Source organism: Flavobacterium sp. CBA20B-1 (assembly GCF_028473145.1).
GTDB lineage: Bacteria > Bacteroidota > Bacteroidia > Flavobacteriales > Flavobacteriaceae > Flavobacterium.
Genome location: NZ_CP092370.1, coordinates 55,980 through 71,341 on the forward strand (window position 1 = coordinate 55,980; position 15,362 = coordinate 71,341).

General features: G+C 35.4%; 17 protein-coding genes. 14 read left to right on the forward strand and 3 right to left on the reverse strand.

Annotated features, from left to right (window positions below; all coding sequences use genetic code 11):
* Nucleotides 1-4: 4 nt before the first annotated feature.
* Nucleotides 5-589, reverse strand: coding sequence for a hypothetical protein (locus MG290_RS00300; protein WP_264561951.1), 585 nt, complete (start codon nt 587-589; stop codon nt 5-7).
* 67 nt (nt 590-656) lie between these two features.
* Between MG290_RS00300 and MG290_RS00305 the strand changes: the two genes are divergently transcribed.
* Nucleotides 657-869 (forward strand): hypothetical protein, encoded by a 213-nt coding sequence (locus MG290_RS00305; RefSeq protein ID WP_264561952.1) that lies wholly within the window; start codon nt 657-659, stop codon nt 867-869.
* A gap of 16 nt (nt 870-885) precedes the next feature.
* On the opposite strand, the gene MG290_RS00310 is transcribed toward MG290_RS00305, so the two are convergent.
* Nucleotides 886-2,160 (reverse strand): DEAD/DEAH box helicase, encoded by a 1,275-nt coding sequence (locus tag MG290_RS00310; protein ID WP_264561953.1) that lies wholly within the window; start codon nt 2,158-2,160, stop codon nt 886-888.
* A gap of 81 nt (nt 2,161-2,241) precedes the next feature.
* On the opposite strand from MG290_RS00310, the gene MG290_RS00315 reads away from it, so the two are divergent.
* The 6 genes from MG290_RS00315 (at nt 2,242) to MG290_RS00340 (ending at nt 8,367) form a co-directional block, all read left to right on the forward strand.
* Entirely contained in the window at nt 2,242-4,326 is a 2,085-nt protein-coding gene (locus tag MG290_RS00315) for a M1 family metallopeptidase (protein ID WP_264561954.1), read from the forward strand.
* Between the two features lie 225 nt (nt 4,327-4,551).
* Nucleotides 4,552-5,646, forward strand: a complete 1,095-nt coding sequence (ychF, locus tag MG290_RS00320) for a redox-regulated ATPase YchF (RefSeq protein WP_264561955.1) — start codon at nt 4,552-4,554, stop codon at nt 5,644-5,646.
* Nucleotides 5,647-5,752: 106 nt separating this feature from the next.
* On the forward strand, nt 5,753-6,286 hold the full coding sequence (locus MG290_RS00325) for a hypothetical protein (protein WP_264561956.1): 534 nt from the start codon (nt 5,753-5,755) through the stop codon (nt 6,284-6,286).
* A gap of 51 nt (nt 6,287-6,337) precedes the next feature.
* Nucleotides 6,338-7,015, forward strand: coding sequence for a TIGR02117 family protein (locus tag MG290_RS00330; protein WP_264561957.1), 678 nt, complete (start codon nt 6,338-6,340; stop codon nt 7,013-7,015).
* A 139-nt stretch (nt 7,016-7,154) separates the two neighbouring features.
* A complete protein-coding gene (locus MG290_RS00335) occupies nt 7,155-7,364 on the forward strand; it encodes a hypothetical protein (RefSeq protein ID WP_264561958.1) in 210 nt (69 codons plus the stop codon).
* Nucleotides 7,365-7,404: 40 nt separating this feature from the next.
* Nucleotides 7,405-8,367 carry a YihY/virulence factor BrkB family protein gene (locus MG290_RS00340; RefSeq protein WP_413614611.1) on the forward strand — a complete coding sequence of 321 codons (963 nt, stop codon included), beginning with the start codon at nt 7,405-7,407 and terminating at the stop codon, nt 8,365-8,367.
* A 71-nt stretch (nt 8,368-8,438) separates the two neighbouring features.
* Here the strand turns inward: MG290_RS00340 and MG290_RS00345 are convergent, their stop codons facing one another.
* A complete protein-coding gene (locus tag MG290_RS00345) occupies nt 8,439-8,795 on the reverse strand; it encodes a DUF2200 domain-containing protein (protein WP_264561959.1) in 357 nt (118 codons plus the stop codon).
* Nucleotides 8,796-9,014: 219 nt separating this feature from the next.
* Between MG290_RS00345 and ccoS the strand changes: the two genes are divergently transcribed.
* From ccoS to MG290_RS00380, 7 genes are all read left to right on the forward strand, one after another.
* Nucleotides 9,015-9,197 (forward strand): cbb3-type cytochrome oxidase assembly protein CcoS, encoded by a 183-nt coding sequence (gene ccoS / locus MG290_RS00350; RefSeq protein WP_257499342.1) that lies wholly within the window; start codon nt 9,015-9,017, stop codon nt 9,195-9,197.
* A gap of 9 nt (nt 9,198-9,206) precedes the next feature.
* Complete coding sequence (ccoN, locus tag MG290_RS00355) at nt 9,207-11,390, forward strand: cytochrome-c oxidase, cbb3-type subunit I (protein WP_264561960.1); 2,184 nt, start codon at nt 9,207-9,209, stop codon at nt 11,388-11,390.
* Between the two features lie 5 nt (nt 11,391-11,395).
* Nucleotides 11,396-11,605, forward strand: a complete 210-nt coding sequence (locus MG290_RS00360) for a cbb3-type cytochrome oxidase subunit 3 (protein ID WP_257499340.1) — start codon at nt 11,396-11,398, stop codon at nt 11,603-11,605.
* On the forward strand, nt 11,602-12,558 hold the full coding sequence (locus MG290_RS00365; protein ID WP_264561961.1) for a cbb3-type cytochrome c oxidase N-terminal domain-containing protein: 957 nt from the start codon (nt 11,602-11,604) through the stop codon (nt 12,556-12,558). Before MG290_RS00360 ends, MG290_RS00365 begins: the two co-directional genes overlap by 4 nt.
* 102 nt (nt 12,559-12,660) lie before the next feature.
* The gene (ccoG, locus tag MG290_RS00370) at nt 12,661-14,076 is read left to right on the forward strand and encodes a cytochrome c oxidase accessory protein CcoG (protein WP_264561962.1); all 1,416 of its coding nucleotides are present in this window, start codon (nt 12,661-12,663) and stop codon (nt 14,074-14,076) included.
* 29 nt (nt 14,077-14,105) lie between these two features.
* Nucleotides 14,106-14,552 (forward strand): FixH family protein, encoded by a 447-nt coding sequence (locus tag MG290_RS00375; protein WP_264561963.1) that lies wholly within the window; start codon nt 14,106-14,108, stop codon nt 14,550-14,552.
* Entirely contained in the window at nt 14,552-15,250 is a 699-nt protein-coding gene (locus MG290_RS00380) for a sulfite exporter TauE/SafE family protein (RefSeq protein ID WP_264561964.1), read from the forward strand. The genes MG290_RS00375 and MG290_RS00380 overlap by 1 nt, the downstream gene beginning before the upstream one ends.
* Nucleotides 15,251-15,362 lie beyond the last annotated feature (112 nt).

The following is a 15,362-nucleotide window of genomic DNA, read 5'->3' on the forward strand; positions in this document are numbered from 1 at the left end:
AGCTTTATTTCTTTGCCAATTTATCCTTGCATTTCTGTACAAATTTTTGCTTTTCGCCTTTTAATTCTTCTACTTTTTCATCTAAATCAAAAGCCTTTAGATTTTCCAATTCTTCATAGGTATAAAAATTATATTGCATATTTTCCTTTAAATGATCTAAATGGAATTGGTATTCGTCTAGCAAATAATTGATTTCTTCCTTCAATTCTTTTTTAAACTCTTTCACAACTTTCAATTCATCAAAAATTTGGTCAATCGCTTCTTCTGTTTCCAAAAAGCTGTAGGGCGTATAAATAGGGGCAAGTGCTTTAAAATCAATGCTTTTTTGCAATGATGCTAATGTTTTTATCGATCTAAAATCAAAATTAGTGTATTCTTTTAAGGTTGATTCATTTTCAATGATATGATTGATAAATTGCGCATACAATGCTTGGGTAGTTGTGTTAAAATCTTTCAGATCATAAAAATGATGCAACAGCACAAAGGCATCGTTGTAAAAACCAACTACATCATCTTCAATGATTTCTGCCGTGTAATTTTGTATGAATTCTGAAACAAAATCGTTGATATAAGTCGAATTATTTTCCATAAAAAAATATTTTTGTAAAGATATTGTTAATATATTTATCTTTAGATATTCTCTTACAAAATTAGTTATGAAAACAGTTTACGAATTAGATTTGCACGAAAGCACGGTGGTAAAAACCATTATACCCGAATACGAAAACCGATTGAAACAAATTATTTATTATCGGGTTACACGTGTTGCCGGTGGATGGTTGTACAAAAAAATAGGGGTTGATTTTCCGGAAGTTTTTGTGCCTTATACCGATGAATTTAAAAGCAGAAAAGAAACAAACGATTTATAGAAGAAAGAGATGGTGTTTAATACCATCTCTTTTTATTTTTTTTAGAAGCATCTGATTTTCGAGATTTAGAGCTGTTAGCTGGCTTCTTTTTGTTTGTACTTGCAGTGTTTGTTTTTTTGTTGCGAAAATCTTTTTTGGCATTTGGGTTGGCTTCGCGCCACGGAAAAGGATTGTCTTTAACCACTTTTACCTGCAAACGAATTAATTTTTCAATATCGTGCCAATAGTTTTTTTCATCGCGACCAACAAATGAAAGTGCCAAACCTTCTTCGCCTGCACGACCTGTTCTTCCAATTCGGTGTACATAGATTTCGGGTATATTTGGAATATCATAATTGATCACAAACGGTAATTGCTGAATGTCGATTCCTCGCGAAGCCACATCGGTAGCCACTAAAACATCTATTTGTTTGTTTTTAAAATCTTCCAAAATCTGCAATCGTGCAGCTTGCGATTTATCGCCGTGAATGGCATTGGCTTTGTATCCCTCTTTTTGTAAAAACTCAACCACATTATCGGCGCCTTGTTTGGTGCGTGTAAACAGCAGAACATTTTTTAAATGTTGCGTTTCAAGAACGTGTTTTAAAAGTTTCTTTTTATCTTCTTTTTCAACCAAATAGATTTTTTGTGTAATATTGTCGCCTGCACTTGAATCGCGATCCACCGAAACATAAACCGCATTGCTTAAAAATTCATCGGCCAATTCGCGAACACCCATTGGCATAGTGGCCGAAAACATGAGCGTTTGGCGGTTTGGCGGCGTTAGTTTTATAATTTTTCGCACATCGTTTATAAAACCCATATCCAGCATTAAATCGGCTTCGTCAATAACCAATTGGTGCATAGCGTCGGTTTTAATAAAATTTTGTTTGTAGAGGTCAAGAAATCTGCCTGGTGTGGCAACCAGCACATCTACGCCTTCTTTAAGAGCGTTAATTTGGGGCTGCATGTTTACACCGCCATAAATCACATAAGTTTTAATTTGGGTGTATTTACTCAATGCTTCAAAATTTTCTGCAATTTGTATGGCTAATTCTCGAGTGGGCGATAGAACAATAGTGCGGATTTGTTTGCGCTTTTTGCCCGAGCCCACAATTCTATGAATATGATTGATAATAGGTATGGCAAAAGCAGCTGTTTTTCCGGTTCCGGTTTGCGCACAACCCACCAAATCTTTTCCATCAATTAACACCGGAATGGCTTTTTCTTGGATAGGAGTGGCGGTGGTGTATCCTAAATCGGTAATAGCTTCGGCAATATTGTTATTTAGTGGAAATTCTGTAAAATTCATATCAAAAAATTTAAACAAAATTACGTTTTTAATTTCGTACTTTTATGATTTTCTATATCTTCCTAACAAAATTTCAGATTTATGAAACAAACAATACTTGCTTTAAGCGTATTATTTTCTTTAAACAGTTGGTCACAAACAACACCCAAAGTTGATTTTACCACAGCAAATGCTTCCATTCGTTTTGATATTGCCGAACACATGGTTATTGGCGATGTAACCTATCAGTTTACAGTAAACGAAGCTACCGATACCATTAAAATCGATGCAAAAAACATGATGATTCAAGGTATGAAACTAAATGGGCAAACGCCTAAATATCACTACGATAAAAAGAAAATTGCTTTAACACAAGGATATACTGTTGGTGAAAATACGCTTACCATTAGTTACAAAACCAATCCTAAACAAGCCTTGTATTATGTGGGGTCTGGAACAGATTTACAAATATGGACACAAGGTCAGGGAAAATATACCAGCCATTGGCTGCCTAGTTTTGATGATTACAACGAAAAAGTGATTTTTAATACAAAAGTAACCTTCGAAACAGGTTATGATGTAATCAGTAATGGTGTTTTAGATGGAAAAACCGTTAGCGGAAAACAAACCACATGGAGCTATAAAATGAATCATCCAATGAGTTCGTATTTAATGATGATGGCGATTGGAAAATTTGATAAAAAAACAGAAAAAGCAGCATCGGGCATTACCATTGAGAATTATATTCGACCGGTAGATGCATCAAAATACGCAACCACTTATCAGCACACCAAAAAGATGTTCGATTTCTTAGAAAAACAAACCGGTTTTTCTTATCCATGGCAAATTTACCGAAACATTCCGGTGCAAGATTTCATGTACGGCGGAATGGAAAACACTACATCAACCATCTTTAACAGCGATTATGTGGTGGATAATATTGGAGTGAACGATCGTGATTTTGTGAATGTAAATGCTCACGAAATGGCGCATCAGTGGTTTGGAAATGTGGTTACCGCAAAAACCAATCAAGACCATTGGCTGCAAGAAGGTTTTGCTACCTATTATGCACTTTTAGCGGAACGCGAGTTGTATGGAGTGGATGATTTTTATTGGAAACTATACGAAATGGCAGAATTGATTACTAAAGATGCCAAAGAAAATAAAAACACCGCGGTTTACAGTGAAAAAGCTACCACTACCACTTATTACCAAAAAGGGGCGTGGATGTTGTTCTACTTATCCAGCCAGATTGGCGAAGCAAATTTTAATACGGTTGTTAAAAATTATTTGCACAAATATGCTTTTAAAAACGCATCAACACAAGATTTTTTGAATGAAGTAGTGGCAGTTGCACCCAATTTTAATCTGGATAATTACAAACGAAATTGGTTGGAAAACAAAGGGTTCAACACAAAAGAAGCTTTGTTTTTAATTCAAAATTCTCCGAAGGTGAAATCGTATTTTGAAGTTTTAGCGCTGCAAGAAAAAGGGTTTGAAGTAAAAAAAGAACAATTGCTGAAATTACTGAAAGATCCCAATACCTTTACCAATGTAAAACGCGAGATTGTTTTTCAATTGCACGGAGTTCCTTATAATGATGCAAAAGAATTCTATCAAACCGTAATGGCATCCAACGATTTAAAAGTTCGACAAGCATTGGCACAAATTATTAGCGAAATTCCAGCAGAATTTTTAGACGATTACACCAAATTATTAAACGATGAATCTTATATAACTCGAGAAATTGTTTTAAAAAATTTATGGTTACAAAACCAAGCCGGCAGGGCTGAATTATTAGACAAAACGGCCACATGGAAAGGTTTTAACGATTATAATTTACGCATTACATGGCTTATGTTTGCACTAGCAACCGAAAATTACAAAAATGATAAAAAAGCTCATTGGTATTCAGAATTAGAGAATTTTGCCTACAATAAATACAACAGCAATATTCGCACAAACGCTATAAATGCCTTGTGGTATTTGAATCAGTACGACAGTAACACATTGCCGCATTTAGTAAACGCATTGGTACATCACAACAGTCGTTTTCAAAAATTTGGTAGAGATGCCATTGTTCGCTTGTGTGAAAAGAAAGAGTTTAAAGACCACTTTATAAAATTAATTCCATATTTGCCACAAGACGAACACGAGGCACTAAAAAAATTAATGGATAGTTTGTAGCTCTTTTAAGATTTAATCAACTACAATTTAAGTAATTCATTATGCAATAAATAAAAAACGGAGCTTGAATGTAGGCTCCGTTTTTTGTAATATTATTAGCAGTAATTTGATAAAAAGCGGTAGTTAAAACAACTGCTCTGCGCATAAATCGAATATCTCTTAAAAATCCAATTAAAAACGATATATTTGCATCGTTTTAAAAATTGATATAAATAGCACAATTATATGAAAGCAGGTATTGTAGGATTACCAAATGTGGGAAAATCAACATTGTTCAACTGTTTGTCTAATGCAAAAGCGCAAAGTGCAAACTTTCCCTTTTGTACCATTGAACCCAATATTGGGGTGGTAAATGTACCCGATCCTCGAATTAATAAATTAGAAGAATTGGTAAAACCAGAACGCGTGCAAATGGCAACTGTAGATATTGTTGATATTGCCGGATTGGTGAAAGGCGCAAGTAAAGGCGAAGGTTTAGGAAACCAATTCTTAGGAAATATCCGAGAGTGTAATGCGATTATTCATGTGTTGCGTTGTTTTGATAATGATAATATAGTGCATGTTGATGGCAGTGTAGATCCCATTCGCGACAAAGAAACCATAGATATTGAATTGCAACTGAAAGATTTAGAAACAGTTGAAAAACGTTTAGAAAAAACTAAAAAAGCTGCGAAAACAGGTAATAAAGATGCGCAAGCAGAAACAGCTTTGTTAGAACGTATTCGCGAAGCGCTGCTACAAGCAAAATCGGCTAGAACAATTGTTCCGCAAAATCAAGATGAAGAAGCTTTATTGAATGATTTTCAATTAATAACTTCTAAACCTGTGCTTTATGTGTGCAATGTAAACGAAGAAGCAGCTGTAAAAGGCAATCAATATGTTGACAAGGTAAAAGAGTTGGTAAAAGATGAAAATGCAGAAGTAATTGTTTTATCAGTTGGTGCCGAGGCAGATATTACAGAATTAGAAAGCTATGAAGAGCGTCAGATTTTCTTAGAAGACATGGGGTTAACAGAACCAGGTTCAGCAGTATTGATTCGTGCAGCTTACAAATTATTGAATTTGCAAACCTATTTTACCGCAGGTGTGAAAGAAGTGCGTGCATGGACTATTAAAGTTGGTGATACCGCTCCAAAGGCAGCAGGTGTTATTCATACCGATTTTGAAAAAGGATTTATTCGTGCCGAAGTAATTGCTTATGATGATTATGTTGCTTACGGTTCAGAAGCAAAAGTAAAAGAAGCCGGAAAACTACGTGTTGAAGGTAAAGAATATATCGTGAAAGACGGCGATGTGATGCATTTCCGTTTTAATGTATAATACGATTTAAAGCCGAATGAAAATTCGGCTTTTTATTTGGTATTTTGCAGTGATAACTTTATAAATCGTTTTTTTTAACATTTTCCTCCATTTTGAAATTTTAAATATGTACAACCGGTTTAATTTTTTTAAGAACACATTTGCCGTATTTAAAAAGGCTGATCAGCCAAAAGATTATTCCAAACCGCACTTTATCAGTAAACACGGTAGTTGTTATTTTTTTACAAATGAAGGCGTTTTTCGCTATTCGAACCATTGGGGTAGAGTAGGGAACTGCCGCTGGCGCTTGGAATATATCGACCATAAGCAGCAAACCAATTATTGGGGGTTTTGTGCTTGGAACCAGTTTTACAGCAATGAAGATGCGCAACCTTTGTATTTTATAGAAGAAGTGTCGCCCAATCAATATACTTACAATCATAAAAACAATTCTAATATCCAAAACGCTGTTTATAGATCAGCCAACGAAACCGCAAAAATTTTAAAAAAAATCAATGAAATAAATCAAAACGATGCTTGGGCAAAGCATTTATCATACAACAACTATCAAGATTTAAAAGCATATTTCATTAACCAACTTATCAGCACCCAAAAATCTTTTATGAAAATAAAACAAGAATACATACAAGCAAACAAATAGTGTATATCGTAATCAATTTATTTGTATCTTGTGGTATAAAACATTATACATTTGAAAACACTAAAAAAAATTGTGGCATATTTACTGTTGATTATTGGTTTTTTTGTGATTTATCTGGCATTGGCTACTGCCGTATCTTACATTCCTGTAAATAAAGACCAATCGCAGTACAAAGATCAAAACCTGTCGGTTTTTATTGTAACAAATGGCGTACACACTGATATAGTTGTGCCTTATTTCAATGAAGTGTACGATTGGCGCAGCTACTTGGATCCTTCACTAACACCTGGCAAAAGAACATCTGCGCAATGGGTGGGTTTTGGATGGGGCGATAAAGGTTTTTATCTGCAAACCCCCGAATGGGAAGATTTAAAAGCATCGGTAGCCTTTAAAGCGGCCTTTTGGTTGAGTGAATCGGCAATGCATGTAACCTATCACGATCAAATGATTGCTGACCAAGATTGTATCGAAATTAAATTAAACAAAGAACAATACAAGCAATTGTGCGCATTTATTTTAAACCGATTTGATCAGGAGAACGACAAATTGCAGCTTATTGCAACCGATCAAAACTATGGGCAAAACGATGTTTTTTATGAAGCAAAAGGCAGATACAATTTGTTCTATACCTGCAACACTTGGGCAAACAACGCTTTAAAGTCGGCAGGTTTAAAAGCTTCTTTCTTCACCCTTTGGGACACGGGTATTTTTTATCAATACAAGCAATAACTAGAAGATAAGCTGTAGCCCATAAATTCCGCTGTTTTTTCTGAATGAATTATTTGTTTTTTGCAAAAAAAGCACTACATTTAATATGCTATAAAACATCATATAAACAACTACTAATTAATTTTTATTAAAAAATCGTATGAAAGTAGTTGAATGGAAAAGATATCCGCAATACCAGCCTGAAGAGTCGGGTTTGTATCTTGCAAATTGGAAACTAAACAATATTTATTGCATCATTTTATCATTTTTTGACAACAACACCAAAAAGTGGTATGATGGAAATGATCGCGAAAAAATCATCGATGGAATAAATGCGTTCAATCCATACAAAATACTTCCTTTCTCCTAAAACTTTGTTCAATAAATTGCTATAAATACATAAAAAACAAATGATGATAAAAGATAAATTTAAAGGAATATTTAATCTACTAAAAGTTTCTGTAAACGAATTTTTAGAAGATAATTGTATCAAATTTAGTGCTTCGCTTTCCTATTTCACCATTTTTTCAATCCCTCCTTTAGCGATATTAATCATCACTTCGGCTGGATATTTCTTTGGTGAAGAAGCTGTTCGTGGAGAGTTTTTCAGTCAAATCGAAAGTTTAGTGGGTGCCAAAGCAGCCTTTCAAATTCAAGAAGCCATAAAAAACATCAAACTATCTACCAATTTGAATGTTACGGCAATAGTAGGAGCCGTTACTTTGTTGTTTTCGGCGTCGGGTATTTTTGCTGAAATTCAAAGTTCCATCAATGAAATTTGGGAACTAAAACCTAAACCCAAAAAGGGAATTATACGGTTTGTTGTGAACCGACTGCTGTCTTTTTCAATGATTGGTGCCTTAGGATTTGTGCTATTGGTGAGTTTAATTGCCAATTCGGTAATCGATTATATGTATGATCAATTAAGCAGTTTGTTTAATAGCGACACGGTTTTTCTGGCATCAGCCATTAATACCACTTTCGTAGCAGTTATCATCACCATAATTTTTGGATTTATATTTAAAACATTGCCCGATGGCAAATTAGGCTGGAAAGAAACATTTGTAGGTTCTGCATTTACCGCCGTTTTATTTATGGTTGGAAAGTGGGCAATAGGTCTATATTTAGGAAATTCCGCACAATTGGATTTATACGGAGCAGCAGGCTCGGTTTTAGTGATATTAGTTTGGGTATATTATTCAGCAATTATCTTATATTTTGGAGCTGTTTTCACTAAAAATTACTCAGAGATTTATGGCAAACCCATTCAGCCCAATAAATATTCTGTTCGAATCATTTATAAAGAAGAGGAAGTATTGTTTGCAAAAACCGATGATGAAATCAATAAAAAATTAGAATCGTTTCAAAAATAAAACAGCAATAATAGAAAAAAAAAGTACAATTCCAAGCGAAGCACATTAAGAGGCGCTTGTTTATGTGTGCGTTATTTTCTCAAGATTTTATCCATAGCTCTGCCTTTTGCCAACTCATCAATCAGTTTGTCTAAATACCGAACTTGTTTTATGATAGGGTCTTCAATATCTTCAATACGATAGCCACAAATCACACCCGTTATTTTCGCTGCATTTGCATGAAGTTCGGGTGCATTGTTGAAAAAATCTTCAAAATTCACCTTGCTATCTAGCACCTTCTGAAGCGCGGTTTCGTCATAACCAGTAAGCCAAAAGATAATTGCATCAACTTCAGCCTTTGTTTTTCCTTTCTTTTCAGCTTTTGCAATATAATGTGGATATACCGATGCAAAAGTCATTTTATAAACGCGTTCAGCAGTACTTTTCATAGATTCTCTTATCAATTTTATGAATTACACCAACCATTTCAAACAATCAGGTATGATCTTTCTGTATTTTTTTGAATAGTGTGTTTTGCAAATGTACAATTAGTTTCAAAAACCCTGCTATTCTTTCCTTTACTTTACGTTAAAAAAAAACACACCAAACTGACTTTTATCATATTTTAAGAAAAACGCCCAGCCTACCTTTGAACAAAGATTTTAGGTATGGGCGTAATTTACATTTTAATATGCATCAGCATATTTGTTGCAGCCGTTTTTCTGACCCTCTTCATTAAATCAGTTAAAAGCGGACAATTCGATGATCAATACACACCATCTGTAAGGATGTTGTTTGACGATGAATTAAAATCAAAAAAAGAAAATAAATCACAAAAACAATCAAATTAATTCGTATTTATGGAAGTACAACAATTTTATTATGACAACAAAATTGTTAAAAAATTCCTCTACGCTGCCATTCTTTTCGGAGTTGTAGGTATGCTGGTAGGTTTGCTTTTGGCAGTTATGTTTATCTTTCCGAATATTACCGATAATATTCCTTGGTTAAGTTTTGGTAGAATACGTCCGTTGCATACCAATGCTGTAATTTTTGCCTTTGTAGGAAACACCATTTTTGGTGGAGTGTATTATTCGTTGCAACGATTACTCAAAACCCGGATGTATAGTGATGTTTTAAGTAATATCAACTTTTGGTGTTGGCAATTAATTATTGTAGCAGCGGCAATTACGTTGCCATTGGGATATACTTCTTCTAAAGAATATGCCGAGCTTGAATGGCCAATTGATATTGCAATAGCAATCGTGTGGGTGGTTTTTGGTATCAATATGATTATGACCATTTTAAACCGAAGAGAGCGCCATTTATATGTAGCTATTTGGTTCTATTTGGCAACTTTTGTTACCGTGGCCGTGTTGCATATTTTTAATAATCTAGAGATGCCTGTGAATATGTTAAAATCATATTCGGTATACGCTGGTGTGCAAGATGCGCTGGTGCAATGGTGGTATGGGCACAACGCAGTGGCGTTTTTCTTAACCACTCCTTTTTTAGGATTGATGTATTACTACTTGCCTAAAATTGCCAACCGCCCGGTATATTCGTACCGACTATCGATTATTCACTTTTGGTCGCTCATTTTCTTATATATTTGGGCAGGTCCTCACCATTTGCTATATACTGCTTTGCCAGAATGGGCACAAAATTTAGGTGTAGTGTTTTCTGTAATGCTTATTGCGCCGTCATGGGGTGGTATGATCAACGGTTTGCTAACACTTCGTGGTGCTTGGGATAAGGTGCGAACAGAGCCTGTTTTAAAATTCTTTGTTGTGGCAATTACAGGTTATGGTATGGCTACTTTTGAAGGGCCTATGCTTTCTCTTAAAAACGTAAATGCTATTGCCCATTTCACCGATTGGATTATTGCCCACGTACACGTTGGGGCATTGGCTTGGAACGGATTTATGGCTTTTGCAATCATTTATTGGTTGTTGCCAAGAATTGCCAAAACACAATTATACTCTAAAAAATTGGCGAATTTTCATTTTTGGATTGGCACACTAGGTATCATTCTTTATACTATTCCGCTGTATGTAGCAGGTTTTCAACAACACATGATGTGGAAACAATTCAACCCAGACGGCACCTTAAAATATGGTAACTTTTTAGAAACCGTTACCGCAATTATGCCTATGTATGCAATGCGCGCAATTGGAGGAACTTTATATGTTATTGGTATTTTGGTATTGGTGTATAATGTTTACAAAACAATGACTGCTGCTGCAAAAGTAGAAGATGAATTGGCCGAAGCACCTGCATTGGCTCGCATTGCTCCAAATCGTATAAAAGGGGAACGCTTCCATGCTTGGTTAGAACGCAAACCTATACAGTTAACCATTTTGGCTACTGTGGCGATATTGATAGGTGGAATTATTCAAATTGTACCCACATTGGTGGTAGATTCTAACATTCAAACCATATCAAGCGTAAAACCATATACTCCATTAGAATTAGAAGGTCGTGATTTATACATACGCGAAGGCTGTGTGAGCTGTCACTCGCAAATGGTTCGCCCGTTTAGAAGTGAGGTGGAACGTTATGGCGAATACTCAAAATCTGGAGAATTTGTGTACGATTATCCGTTCTTATGGGGATCAAAACGTACCGGACCCGATTTACATCGTTTAGGCGGAAAATACAATGATAACTGGCATTTTAACCACATGTGGGATCCGCAAAGTACCTCACCGGGATCAATCATGCCGGGCTACAAATGGTTGTTTGATAACGAAGCAATGGATCTTTCTGAAGTAGAAACCAAAATGCGTGTGCTGCAAAAGTTAGGAGTGCCTTATACCGAAGAGGAAATTGCAAACGCTAAAAAAACTGTTCAAATTCAAGCACAAAAAATAGAAGAAAGTTTAAAGAGCGATCCTGATTTTGTAAAATCGTACGAAGCAAGTAAAAAAGCTGCCGAAGCAAACGGAGAAAAATTTGTTCCGATGAGCGAAAGAGAAATCACCGCATTAATAGCTTATTTACAACGTTTGGGAACCGATATTAAGGTAAAAGAACAAAAATAATTCTTATGTTAAAGTTTATAAAACACAATATGGATACCATTTCGGGCATCGAAATTTATCCCATTATAGCGCTACTTATTTTCTTTCTATTTTTTGTAGGATTAATCGTATGGGTGTTCACTTACAAAAAACATACACTCAACGAATTAAGTAACTTGCCTTTGCAAAACACGGGCAATAACGAAAGTTCAATTAATACAAACACCAAATTATGAAACGTTTTTTTCCTGTATATGTTCGTATTCCAGTAGTATTTTTTACCTGCTATGGCATTCTGGAATACTTTATAGATTCGGGTGATAAGCCAATGATTATGGCTTATCCGTCGGTCTTAGCACTTTTAGGTTTGATTTTGTTGGTTATAATTGCTTTAGAAATTGTTGCAAATGCTTCAAACAATATCATAGAGCAACTAATGACACCCGAAGAACGTGCTCAAAAAGAAGCATTAGACAATTTACCTTTTTCGGAATTGCCGTTTGTGAAAAAGCTCATGAAAAAGCTTACCAAATCGCGTGCTATTGAAGAAGAAAAAGAAATTGAAATGGATCATGACTATGATGGTATCAAAGAATTAGACAACGATTTGCCACCGTGGTGGGTGTATTTATTCTATGTTACCATTATTTTCGGAGTGATTTATTTAGGAAAATACCACCTGTTTGGCGGCGATAACCAAATACAAGAATTAGAAAAAGACTTGGCAATGGCGCAGAAAGAAATCGAAGAGTACAAAAAAACAGCTCCCGATTTGTTAACAGCCGATCAAGTTGTGTTGTTAACCGACCCAGCCGATTTAGCCGCCGGAAAAGTTATTTTCGATTCCAACTGTGTGGCATGTCACCGTGCCGATGGTGGTGGTGGAATTGGTCCCAACCTTACCGATGAGTATTGGATTTTAGGTGGTGATGTGAAAGAAATCTTTACTACCATTATGGAAGGTGGTCGTGATGGCAAAGGAATGGTGGCTTGGAAACAACAAATAAAACCATCAGATATTCAAAAAGTGTCAAGTTATATTTTGTCATTGCAAGGAACAAATCCTGCCGATGCCAAAGCACCCGAAGGTGATAAGGTTGCAGTTGCAAGTGCCGCATCCCAAACAAACGGAAGCGTAACAAACGACACCTTAGCAAACACAAATAATCAAGCACCTAGTGCACCATAATAACATCCATAACCATTTGGAGCGTTTTAGTTTTATTTTTCTTCCACAGCTCTTCTCATAAGGGCTGTGGTTATTTAAAACAAAATATTATTCAGTATTATAATGAGTGAAGATCACAACAACTTTAGAGACCGATTAGGTACGGTTGACGAAGAAGGAAAAAGAGTTTGGGTATATCCAAAAAAACCTGCCGGAAAATTTTATAACAAACGCAAATGGGTCAGCTATTTTTTACTACTGATTTTGCTGGCATCGCCTTTTGTAAAAATCAACGGCAATCAGTTTTTTTTGTTTAATGTTTTAGAGCGAAAATTTTCGTTTTTTGGATTCACTTTCTGGCCACAAGATTTTTATATCGTTGTGATTGGTATGATCATCGGTATTGTGTTTGTGGCACTGTTCACAGTGGTTTTTGGAAGGATTTTTTGTGGTTGGATCTGCCCGCAAACCATTTTTATGGAAATGGTTTTTAGAAGGATTGAATATTGGATAGAAGGCGACCGCGGAGCACAAATTCGCTTGAATAAACAAGAATGGAATGCTGAAAAAATCCGTAAAAAAGCGTTAAAGTGGTTCGTGTTTTTTATAGTTTCTTTTGTTATAGCCAACGTTTTTCTATCGTATATTGTAGGCAGCGACCATGTTCTATCAATGATTATAAACGGGCCAGTAAACAATATTTCTACATTTGTATCACTCATTATTTTCACAGCCGTATTTTATTTTGTATTTGTATGGTTTCGCGAACAAGTGTGCATCATCGCTTGTCCGTATGGCAGGTTGCAAGGGGTTTTGTTAGATGAAAAAACCATTGTGGTTGCTTATGATTACAAACGAGGAGAAGCTGAAAACGGTCGGGCAAAATTTCGAAAAAATGAAGATCGAAACGAAAAAGGTTTAGGCGATTGTATCGATTGTGCACAATGTGTACATGTTTGCCCAACAGGAATTGATATTCGCAACGGCACCCAATTGGAATGTGTAAACTGCACAGCGTGTATCGATGCTTGTGATTTTATGATGGAATCGGTAAATCTTCCAAAAGGATTAATCAGATACGCCTCTGAAAGCGAAATAGCAAAAAAAGAAAAATTTGTATTCACTACACGCATGAAAGGCTATACGGCTGTTTTGCTGATTCTTATTGGAATTTTAAGCGGATTGCTGTTTATGCGAAGCGATGTAGAAGCAAAAATTCTTCGCTTACCTGGTCAGCTATTTGAACATAAAGGCGATTATATCAGCAATGTATATACCTATAAAATAGCAAACAAATCAACCCAAAATTTTGATAATGTTACCATAAAACTGGCTCATCCAGAAGGAAAAATTGAATTGGTTGGGAAAAAATCAATCCAAATCCCAAAAGAAGATATGGCACAAGGAACGTTGTTCATCGAAATTCCACAAGCCGTTTTAAAAAGCGACAAAACAGAAGTGCAAATAGAGGTGTATAACAATGAAGAATTAATCGATCAAACAAAAACAAACTTTATGAGTCCACGAAGTTTTAATTAAAATAGAAAGAAAAACTAAAACAAAATCAAATGAAATTTAATTGGGGAACAGGCATCGTAATTGGTATTGCGGCATTTATGATTTTTATACTGCAATACGTGATTCGTGTGCAAATAGACGCACGTTATGACAACGAATTGGTAACAGAGCAATATTACCAAAAAGAAACCGAGGTGAATAGCAATTATTCCAAACAGCAAAATGCCAACAAATTGGCTGATGCTTTTCAGATAAAAACCACATCACAAGGAATAGCAATTTATTTTCCAAAGGATTTCAATCCGCAAGAAATAATAGGAACAGTATCCCTTTACAGGCCGTCTAATCAAGCTTTTGATCAAACAATTCCCATAGAATTGTCATCAAACTACTTGCTTATACCTAAATCTCGCTTGATAGATGGTCGTTGGGATATTAGCATTGATTTTTCTTACAAGGGCACCGATTATTTAAAACAACAAACACTCCATTTGTAATGATCATACCATTGTTATTGGGTTTGCTAAGCAGTCTGCATTGTGTGGCCATGTGCGGACCCATTGCTTTGGCATTACCTGTACACCAGTTTTCCACCACCAAAAAAACACTCTTAATTGTGCTGTATCATTTGGGTAGAATATCAGTATATACGTTGCTGGGCGTTGTTTTTGGAACGATAGGAAAAGGGTTGTTTATCACAGGTTTTCAACAACAAACATCGATTATTTTGGGGATTTGTTTAATAATAAGTGTACTTTTTTTAAATGAAAAAAGGTTGCAACAATCACTCTTAAAGTTCAATTCAAAAGGATATATGAAGTTTAAAAGTGTGTTTGGAGCATACCTTAAAAAGCGGACCGCCTTTTCTTTATATGTTTTGGGACTACTAAATGGCTTGTTGCCTTGCGCCATGATTTATATGGCATTGTTTGGAGCAACTGCCACTCAAGGTGGGGTATATGGTGGTTTGTTCATGCTTTGGTATGGTTTGGGAACCATTCCGTTGCTAACCGTTTTAATTTGGATGAGCAGTTGGATTAATAAATACTTTAAAAATAAATTGCAAAAAGCAGTACCTGTATTTTTAACTTTTACAGGAATTTTATTGATTTTAAGAGGATTAGATTTAGCAATTCCGTATGTTTCTCCATCCACCTTACAACTTTTTATATCTGCAAATCCGCAATGCTTTTGATGGTATTTTTGATGGATACAAAGTTTAAAACAATAAGTGGATGAGTGTTTACCTTTACAATTTTCAAAAGCGCTTACTATTTAATCGGTAGTTTGATAATCTTTTTCAAATT

Excerpts from the sequence above, each read along its gene's own strand:
- MG290_RS00300 (WP_264561951.1), bottom strand. The coding sequence starts at position 589 with ATGGAAAATAATTCGACTTATATCAACGATTTTGTTTCAGAATTCATA.
- MG290_RS00305 (WP_264561952.1), top strand. The coding sequence starts at position 657 with ATGAAAACAGTTTACGAATTAGATTTGCACGAAAGCACGGTGGTAAAA.
- MG290_RS00310 (WP_264561953.1), bottom strand. The coding sequence starts at position 2,160 with ATGAATTTTACAGAATTTCCACTAAATAACAATATTGCCGAAGCTATT.
- MG290_RS00315 (WP_264561954.1), top strand. The coding sequence starts at position 2,242 with ATGAAACAAACAATACTTGCTTTAAGCGTATTATTTTCTTTAAACAGT.
- ychF (WP_264561955.1), top strand. The coding sequence starts at position 4,552 with ATGAAAGCAGGTATTGTAGGATTACCAAATGTGGGAAAATCAACATTG.
- MG290_RS00325 (WP_264561956.1), top strand. The coding sequence starts at position 5,753 with ATGTACAACCGGTTTAATTTTTTTAAGAACACATTTGCCGTATTTAAA.
- MG290_RS00335 (WP_264561958.1), top strand. The coding sequence starts at position 7,155 with ATGAAAGTAGTTGAATGGAAAAGATATCCGCAATACCAGCCTGAAGAG.
- MG290_RS00340 (WP_413614611.1), top strand. The coding sequence starts at position 7,405 with ATGATGATAAAAGATAAATTTAAAGGAATATTTAATCTACTAAAAGTT.
- MG290_RS00345 (WP_264561959.1), bottom strand. The coding sequence starts at position 8,795 with ATGAAAAGTACTGCTGAACGCGTTTATAAAATGACTTTTGCATCGGTA.
- ccoS (WP_257499342.1), top strand. The coding sequence starts at position 9,015 with ATGGGCGTAATTTACATTTTAATATGCATCAGCATATTTGTTGCAGCC.
- ccoN (WP_264561960.1), top strand. The coding sequence starts at position 9,207 with ATGGAAGTACAACAATTTTATTATGACAACAAAATTGTTAAAAAATTC.
- MG290_RS00360 (WP_257499340.1), top strand. The coding sequence starts at position 11,396 with ATGTTAAAGTTTATAAAACACAATATGGATACCATTTCGGGCATCGAA.
- MG290_RS00365 (WP_264561961.1), top strand. The coding sequence starts at position 11,602 with ATGAAACGTTTTTTTCCTGTATATGTTCGTATTCCAGTAGTATTTTTT.
- ccoG (WP_264561962.1), top strand. The coding sequence starts at position 12,661 with ATGAGTGAAGATCACAACAACTTTAGAGACCGATTAGGTACGGTTGAC.
- MG290_RS00375 (WP_264561963.1), top strand. The coding sequence starts at position 14,106 with ATGAAATTTAATTGGGGAACAGGCATCGTAATTGGTATTGCGGCATTT.
- MG290_RS00380 (WP_264561964.1), top strand. The coding sequence starts at position 14,552 with ATGATCATACCATTGTTATTGGGTTTGCTAAGCAGTCTGCATTGTGTG.